The organism is Caballeronia sp. BR00000012568055 (assembly GCF_029439455.1).
Taxonomy (GTDB): domain Bacteria; phylum Pseudomonadota; class Gammaproteobacteria; order Burkholderiales; family Burkholderiaceae; genus Caballeronia.
Map to the genome: position 1 here is coordinate 34,079 of NZ_JAQFVG010000321.1, position 7,689 is coordinate 41,767.

The window sequence follows — 7,689 nt, forward strand, 5'->3', positions numbered from 1 at the left end:
GGTTTTTGTCGTTTCTTTCGGGATGGCGCGCGAGCGGTCGCAGCCGCTTCCTCGATGCGCGTCCGGCATGCTGTCGTTTCTATCTCGGAATTCGGGTTTTAACTTATAAGCTGACGATAGGCAAGACGAACGACCGTAATTCCTTGCCTGCGCCGCAAAAAGCCTTGTTCACGTGGAGCGCGCGCATCGCGTACCATCGTTTTTCCGCCGATATTTTCACCGCTTACCGAGACCGCACGATGTATTTGCCTGCTCATTTCGAAGAAAGCCGCGTCGATGTGCTTCATGCGCTGATCGGCGCGCACCCGTTCGGGGCGCTCGTTACTCACGGCGCAAACGGGCTGGACGCAAACCACATTCCCTTCGAACTCGATACGACCGCGCCCTCCGCTCTCGGCATCTTGCGCGCGCACGTGGCGCGCAACAATCCGGTCTGGCAGGAAGTCGCGGCGGGACAGGACGTGCTGGCGATCTTTCAGGGCGCGATGGGCTATATCTCGCCGAGTTTCTATCCCAGCAAGCAGGAAACGCACATGCAGGTGCCGACGTGGAACTACCTCGTCGTGCACGCGCACGGCCGCATCACCGTGCGCGATGACGAAAGCTACGTGCGCGGCGTGGTCGCGCGGCTCACGCGCAAGATGGAAGCGGGCGAACCCGCGCCGTGGAAGATGGGCGATGCCCCGCGCGATTTCATCGATCAAATGCTGAGCGCGATCGTGGGTATCGAGATTGAGGTGACGCGGCTGGTCGGCAAGGCGAAGCTGTCGCAGAACAAGGCGGAAGTGGATCGCATCGGCGCGATCGACGGCGTGCGCGCCCGCGATACCGACCACGCCCGCGCTTTGGCCGATGCCATGACCGCCACGATGAACGAAGCAAAGCGTTCTTGACCTTCCAACCATTGGAAGGTCGATACTGGTTTCATCATCGCTTTGTCTGGTTTCGTCATGTCTTCCACTGTCACGTCTGAAGAAACTGCCCGGACCGCCGAGTTCACCGTCGAAGGGATGACGTGCGCGTCGTGTGTCGCGCGCGTCGAGAAGGTGCTCAAACGCGTGCCGGGCGTCGAAAGCGTCGCCGTCAATCTGGCGACCGAAAAAGCCACCGTCCATGCCGATGCCTCCGTTTCCGACGATCAACTCGTCGCAGCCATTGTGAAGGCGGGTTACGAGGCGGCGCGTATCGTGCCGGAAGCGCCTGTGCCTGCTGTCGCCGCGCAGACGTGGGATCGCGAACTCGCTTCTGTCGTTGCCAGCGGCGTGCTGACGCTGCCTTTGCTGATGCCGATGTTCGGTGTGCAGATCTCGCCGTGGCTGCAATTCGCGCTGGCGAGCATCGTGCAATTCGGCTTCGGCGCGCGCTTCTATGTCGGCGGATATCGCGCGGTGCGGGCCTTCGCGGGGAATATGGATTTGCTGGTGGCGCTCGGCACGTCGGCGGCGTGGGGATCGAGCGTGTATCAACTGCTCGCGCACGGCGGTTCGATGCATCTGTACTTCGAGGCGTCAGCCGTGGTGATTACGCTGGTGCGCTTCGGCAAATGGCTGGAGATGCGCGCCAAACGCCAGACCACCGATGCGATCCGCGCGCTCAATGCGCTGCGCCCCGCGACCGCGCGCATCCGCGATTCCGCCGATCCTTCGCGCGAACGTGAAATCGCGCTGGCGGACGTGCGCGTCGGCGATATCGCGGTGGTGCGGCCGGGTGAGCGCGTGCCGGTCGATGGCATCGTGCGCGAAGGGCGTTCGCATATCGATGAATCGCTGATTACGGGCGAAAGTCTGCCGGTCGCGAAGGAACCGGGCGTGCGCGTGACGGGCGGATCGGTGAATCGCGAGGGCTTGATCGCCGTCGAGACGACCGCCATCGGCGCGGAAACCACGCTGGCGCGGATCATTCGATTGGTGGAATCGGCGCAGGCGGAGAAGGCGCCGATTCAACGGCTGGTGGATCGCGTGTCGGCGGTGTTCGTGCCGGCCATTTTGGGCATCGCGCTGGTGACGCTGATCGGCTGGCTGCTGCACGGCGCGGCCGGCGAAACGGCGTTGCTGAACGCGGTCGCGGTGCTGGTGATCGCGTGCCCGTGCGCGCTTGGACTGGCGACGCCGACGGCGATCATGGCCGGTACAGGCGTCGCGGCGCGTCAGGGCATTTTGATCAAGGATGCGCAGGCGCTGGAGCAGGCGCACGCCGTATCCATCGTCGCGTTCGATAAAACCGGCACGCTGACATCGGGGCGCGCTGCCGTCGTTGCGTTTGAAGTTGCGTCAGGTTTTGACCGACTCGACGCGCTGGCGCTTGCGGCTGCCGTGCAACGCTCGAGCGATCATCCTTTGGCGAAGGCCGTTGTCGAAGCAGCCGAAGAAGCACGTGCCGCACGTCTCGATGTGAGCGCCGCGCGCGCGATTGCCGGACGCGGCGTCGAAGCGATCGTCGGCGGCAAGCGCGTGGCGATTGGCAGCGCGCGTTGGCTCGCGGAACTCGGCTTCACGCCACCCGACGCGCTTTCAAAAAGCGCCAGCGAACTCGAATCGCAAGGCAACACGATTTCCTGGCTGATCGATCACGACAGCGGCGTCATCGCCCTGCTCGCTTTCGGCGATACGATCAAACCGACCGCACGCGCGGCCATCGAACGGCTTGCGGCGATGGGCGTAAAAAGCGCGCTCGTCACCGGTGATAACGCGGGCAGTGCGCATGCCGTTGCGCAGGCGCTCGATATCGCGCCGGAGTTCGTGTTCGCGCAGACCTTGCCGGACGACAAAGCGCGCGTCGTCGCCGATCTGAAGCGGCACGGCATTGTCGCGATGGCCGGCGACGGCATCAACGATGCGCCCGCGCTCGCCGCCGCGGATATCGGCATCGCGTTCGCGAGCGGCACGGACGTGGCAATGGAAGCGGCGGGCATCACGCTGATGCGCGGCGACCCGTCACTCGTCGCCGATGCAATCGATATTTCGCGGCGGACGTATCGCAAGATTCGGCAGAATCTGTTCTGGGCGTTTGTCTATAACCTCGTCGGGATTCCGCTGGCCGCGTTCGGTCTGTTGGATCCGATGTTCGCCGGTGCCGCGATGGCGTTTTCGAGCGTGAGCGTGGTGACGAACGCGTTGCTGCTGAGAGGATGGCGCGGTCAGGCGGCGGAAACCCGCACCGGCAACCCAATCACCCGCCCCGCGTAACGCGCCTCCGTTGCCGCGATACGCTCCATCGCGGCAACGTTCGCGCCGACCTCATCATCGAACGAAGCCGCTTTCGGTTCACCGCTCGTATCGATCTGCATCATCATTTGTTCGCACGCCGAAACAACTTCGGTGCCCTCGCCTTCGAACATTTCCATATACAGATGCACGCGCTTCTTGTCGAACGCGATCACGCGCGTATCGACCCGCACGGCCGCGCCTTCCTTGATCTCGCGCAGATAGCTCACGTGCGCCTCCAGCGTGTACATCGTGCGTTGCCGTGCATGACGTCCCGCTTCGTCGAGACCGATGCGATCCATAAACGCATCGGTCGTAAGGCTGTAGATCAGCATGTAGAACGCGTCGCGCAAGTGGCCGTTATAGTCCACCCATTCGGGTTTCACCGTGTCGCCATAGATCATCGTTTTCCTCGATCAGTCTTCGATGCCGTGCCGCGCCTTCGCCTGCGCAATCGCTTCGATCACGCTGGTGATGCAGTCGTCGCGGTAGCGTTCGAGTTGCTTGATGCCGCGCCCATTCGTTTGTTTCGACGTGCCGTCCACCACGCGATCGATGAGTTCATCGGTCAATGTCGGTGCGACGAGCTTCGTCCACGGCAATTCGAGCGCGGGGCCGAACTGCTGCATGAAGTGTCGCATGCCCGCTTCGCCGCCCGCCAGCGTGTACGTGAGAAACGTACCCATGAACGACCAGCGAATGCCCGCGCCATAACGAATGGCATCGTCGATTTCGCCGGTGGTGGCCACGCCATCGTTCACCAGATGAAGCGCTTCGCGCCACAACGCTTCGAGCAATCTATCCGCGATAAAGCCCGGCACTTCTTTCCGCACGCGCAAGGGCTTCATGCCGATGGACGCATAGAAGCTCATCGCATTATCGATCGATTCCGCCGAGGTCCGCGTGCCGCCCAGCACTTCGACCAGCGGTAATAAGTACACCGGATTGAACGGATGCCCGACCACGCATCGCTCGGGATTCACGGCGTTTGCGTAGAACTCGCTCGGCAACAAACCCGACGTCGATGATCCGATAATCGCATCCGGTTTCGCCGCGCGGCTCACGCGCTCATGCAGCGCAAGCTTCAGTTCGATGCGCTCCGGCGCGCTCTCCTGAATAAAATCCGCCTCTGCGACGCATTCCTCGACGGTCGCAACCACGCGCAATCTTTCCTGCGATGCGCCTTCAGCCAATCCCGCACGCTCAAGCGCAGGCCACGCATTCGCCACATTGCCACGCACCACCGATTCCGCATTCGGCGCGGGGTCCCACACGGTGACATCCAGTCCGTGTGCAAGCGCACGCGACACCCATCCACTGCCGATCACACCCGCGCCGAGCGCGGCGAATTGCTTCACTTGCATATCTTAGGTTTCCTGATTTAAGCGAATTGTTCGAGCGCGCGTCGTTCCAGCGGACGTTCACCGCGCGCCGGCAAACCGAGCTTCTTGCGTCCTTCGGCAGGCGTCAGCGCCCGTCCGCCCAATCGTTCGATGATCTCGACCGCGCGTTGCACCAGCGTGCCGTTGCTCGCATGCACACCGCGATCGAGCCACAGGTTGTCTTCCAGTCCGACGCGCACGTGGCCGCCCAAAAGCATCGCTTGCGCGACCATCGGCATCTGCATGCGGCCGATGCCGAAACCGGCCCAATGCGCGCCCGGCGGCAGGTTATCGACCATCGCCTTCATCGTGCCGGTGTCGGGCGGCGCGCCCCACGGAATGCCCATGCAAAGCTGGAACAGCGGCGGTGCATCGAGCAGGCCTTCCTTGAGCAATTGATTCGCGAACCAGAGATGGCCGGTATCGAAGATTTCAAGTTCGGGCTTCACGCCCAGCTCTTGAATGCGCTTTGCACCGGCGCGCAATTGCGCGGGCGTCGATACGTAGATGTAGTCGCCATCGCCGAAATTGAGCGTGCCGCAATCGAGCGTGCAGATTTCGGGCAACAGGTCTTCGACATGCGCAAGCCGCGTCAGACCGCCGACGAGATCGGTGCCTTTTCCGAAGCGCATCGGCTCTTCGCCGGGACCGATTTCCAGATCGCCGCCCATGCCCGCCGTCAGATTGATGATGACGTCCACATCCGACGATCGAATCCGATCCACCACTTCGCGATACAGCGCGGGATCGCGGCTGCCGCGTCCGGTATGCGGATCGCGCACATGGCAATGCGCGACAGTCGCGCCCGCGCGCGCCGCCTCGATAGCCGATTCGGCGATTTGCTTCGGCGTGACGGGAATCGCCGGATGGCGCGATGTGGTGTCGCCTGCGCCGGTTACCGCGCAGGTCACGATGACGTCGTAGTTCATGATTTATTCGGATCGCTAAGCGTTTGTACGAAGGCCCGATCTTTGAAGAATCGAGCCTGCCTGAATCAGAGTCCCAGATACTGTTTCACTGCGGGCAAGCCGTCCTTGCCATCTACCGTTTTGACGCCGGTGAGCCAGGCATCGAGCAATTGCGGATTTTTCTTCAGATACGCTTTGGCGGCATCGGCGGGGCGTTCTTTGTTCATCACCGGCTGCATCAGGCGGTTTTCCATATCGGTCGTGAAATGGAGGTTTTGCACCAGCTTGCCCGCGTTCGGGCAGCGCGTGAGAAAGTCCGGATTCGTCAGCGTGTACACGCGCGCTTCGCCGTAGTTCGGGCCGAAGACTTCATCGCCGCCCGAGAGATAGTTGAGCTTCATCGTGATGTTCATCGGGTGCGGTTCCCACGCCAGAAACACCACGGGTTTCTTCTCGCGCGCGGCGCGTTCGACCGTGACCAGCATGCCCGCTTCGCTCGATTCGACCAGCTTGAATCCGCCCAAACCGAACTGGTTCGTGTCGATCATCTTCTGAATCTTGGCGTTCGCGCTGCTGCCCGGTTCGATGCCGTAAATCTTGCCGTCGAGTTCATCCTTGTGCTTGGCGATATCCGCGAAAGTCTTGATGCCCGCATCGTATGCATAGCTCGGCACCGCGAGCGTAGCCTTCGCGCCGGAAAGGTTCGGCGGTTCGATCTTGTCGATGGTCTTCGCATCGAGGAAGGGCTGCACGGCCTTTTCCTGCACTGGCCACCAATAGCCGAGCGATACATCGATCTGCTTGCTCTTCAGGCCCGCAAGCGAGATCGGCACGGACGCGACCGTGGTGCGCGGCGAATAGCCTAAGCCTTCGAACAGGACGGAGGCGAGCGCGGTCGTCGAAGTGATATCGGTCCAGCCGATATCGACGAAACGCACGGTCTTGCAGCTGGCGTCATCGGTCGGTGCGGCATAGGCGGTCTGCGCGACGCAAGCCGCGGCAAGAAGGGTCGAAAGCAGACGAAGTCTCATGGCGTGCTGTTCCAGTGGAGGGTTTGCCTTGAAAGGCCGGTTCGTTCTGCCGGCGTGAGTAGAAAGTACCGCCGCATAAAAGTGCGCGAACGACCGGTTGCGACTGTGACTTGACTGCGTGCGACTATGGCTTGTTCCGAGAGCGAGAAGCCGGCACTTAAGGGGCAGGCCGGATTGCGCACGCTTTTTGCAATTGTTAGCGTAACGGGACCGCCGTTGAGATATTTCGATGCCCGATCCTCAAGATTTCCACTTCCTTCTGCTGCCCGAATTCTCGTCCATCGGCTTTATGTCGGCGATCGAGCCATTGCGCGTGGCGAATCGCTTCAGCGGCGAGTTGTATCGATGGCACATTCTTTCGACGGATGGCTGCCCGGTTGCGGCAAGCAATGGGATCACGCTGAACGCCGAATGCGCCATCAGCGATGTGAAGGATGCGAGCACGGTGATTGTCGTGTCCGGGTTCGAGCCGCTGGCGCGCTATACGCGTGTGATCGGCGACTGGCTCAAGCGGCTGGATCGCGCGGGCGCGACGCTTGGCGGTATCGATACGGGCAGCTTTATTCTTGCCGAAGCGGGGCTGCTCGCGGGCAAGCGCGCGACGATGCACTGGGAAGCGGCGGCGGCGTTTGCGGAGCGTTATCCATCGATCGAAACGAGTCAGGAGTTGTTCGAAATCGATGCGCGGCGGATTACGTGCGCTGGCGGCACGGCATCGATCGATCTGATGCTGGATTTGATTGCGCGCGATCATGGTGCGGAGTTGGCGGCGCAGGTTTCGGAGCAGTTCGTGCTCGGGCGCATTCGGCAGCGGAGCGATCATCAGCGGATGAAGATCGCGGCGCGGTATGGGATTCACAATCGCAAGCTGATTCAGGTGATTGGGGTCATGGAGCAGCATATGGAGGAGCCGTTGTCGCCGGATGCGCTTGCTGAATCTATTGGCGTGACGCGGCGGCAGTTAGAACGGCTGTTCTGTACTTTGATTAAGGATACGCCGACGCATTTTTATTTAGGTCTTCGGTTGCTGCGTGCGCGTGAGTTGCTTCAGCAGACTGATATGTCGATTCTTGCTGTTTGTGTAGCCTGCGGCTTTGAATCGCCTTCGCATTTTTCTCGGACTTATCGGGTTAGGTTTGGGGTTAGTCCTAGGCAGGATCGGTCG

General features: G+C 61.6%; 7 protein-coding genes. 3 read left to right on the forward strand and 4 right to left on the reverse strand.

The genetic code is table 11. The annotated features are described in order from the left end of the window. Positions 1 to 239 precede the first annotated feature (239 nt). Positions 240 to 893: an FMN-binding negative transcriptional regulator gene (locus tag P7F28_RS26550; RefSeq protein ID WP_277187778.1), complete on the forward strand. Its 654-nt coding sequence runs from the start codon at positions 240 to 242 to the stop codon at positions 891 to 893. A 57-nt stretch (positions 894 to 950) separates the two neighbouring features. Continuing rightward, positions 951 to 3,185, forward strand: a complete 2,235-nt coding sequence (locus P7F28_RS26555) for a cation-translocating P-type ATPase (protein ID WP_277187779.1) — start codon at positions 951 to 953, stop codon at positions 3,183 to 3,185. On the opposite strand, the gene P7F28_RS26560 is transcribed toward P7F28_RS26555, so the two are convergent. From P7F28_RS26560 to P7F28_RS26575, 4 genes are all read right to left on the reverse strand, one after another. Next, entirely contained in the window at positions 3,137 to 3,607 is a 471-nt protein-coding gene (locus P7F28_RS26560) for a thioesterase family protein (protein ID WP_277187780.1), read from the reverse strand. The two genes, P7F28_RS26555 and P7F28_RS26560, sit on opposite strands and share 49 nt — an antisense overlap. 12 nt (positions 3,608 to 3,619) lie before the next feature. Beyond that, entirely contained in the window at positions 3,620 to 4,567 is a 948-nt protein-coding gene (locus P7F28_RS26565) for an L-carnitine dehydrogenase (RefSeq protein WP_277187782.1), read from the reverse strand. Positions 4,568 to 4,584: 17 nt separating this feature from the next. Beyond that, positions 4,585 to 5,514, reverse strand: coding sequence for a 3-keto-5-aminohexanoate cleavage protein (locus P7F28_RS26570; protein WP_277187783.1), 930 nt, complete (start codon positions 5,512 to 5,514; stop codon positions 4,585 to 4,587). A 65-nt stretch (positions 5,515 to 5,579) separates the two neighbouring features. Further along, positions 5,580 to 6,524, reverse strand: a complete 945-nt coding sequence (locus P7F28_RS26575) for a choline ABC transporter substrate-binding protein (protein WP_277187785.1) — start codon at positions 6,522 to 6,524, stop codon at positions 5,580 to 5,582. A gap of 229 nt (positions 6,525 to 6,753) precedes the next feature. Here P7F28_RS26575 and P7F28_RS26580 point away from each other — a divergent pair. Continuing rightward, positions 6,754 to 7,689 (forward strand): GlxA family transcriptional regulator (locus tag P7F28_RS26580; protein WP_277187787.1); only part of this gene is annotated, 936 nt, incomplete at its 3' end.

Excerpts from the sequence above, each read along its gene's own strand:
- P7F28_RS26555 (WP_277187779.1), top strand. The coding sequence starts at position 951 with ATGTCTTCCACTGTCACGTCTGAAGAAACTGCCCGGACCGCCGAGTTC.
- P7F28_RS26565 (WP_277187782.1), bottom strand. The coding sequence starts at position 4,567 with ATGCAAGTGAAGCAATTCGCCGCGCTCGGCGCGGGTGTGATCGGCAGT.
- P7F28_RS26575 (WP_277187785.1), bottom strand. The coding sequence starts at position 6,524 with ATGAGACTTCGTCTGCTTTCGACCCTTCTTGCCGCGGCTTGCGTCGCG.
- P7F28_RS26550 (WP_277187778.1), top strand. The coding sequence starts at position 240 with ATGTATTTGCCTGCTCATTTCGAAGAAAGCCGCGTCGATGTGCTTCAT.
- P7F28_RS26570 (WP_277187783.1), bottom strand. The coding sequence starts at position 5,514 with ATGAACTACGACGTCATCGTGACCTGCGCGGTAACCGGCGCAGGCGAC.
- P7F28_RS26560 (WP_277187780.1), bottom strand. The coding sequence starts at position 3,607 with ATGATCTATGGCGACACGGTGAAACCCGAATGGGTGGACTATAACGGC.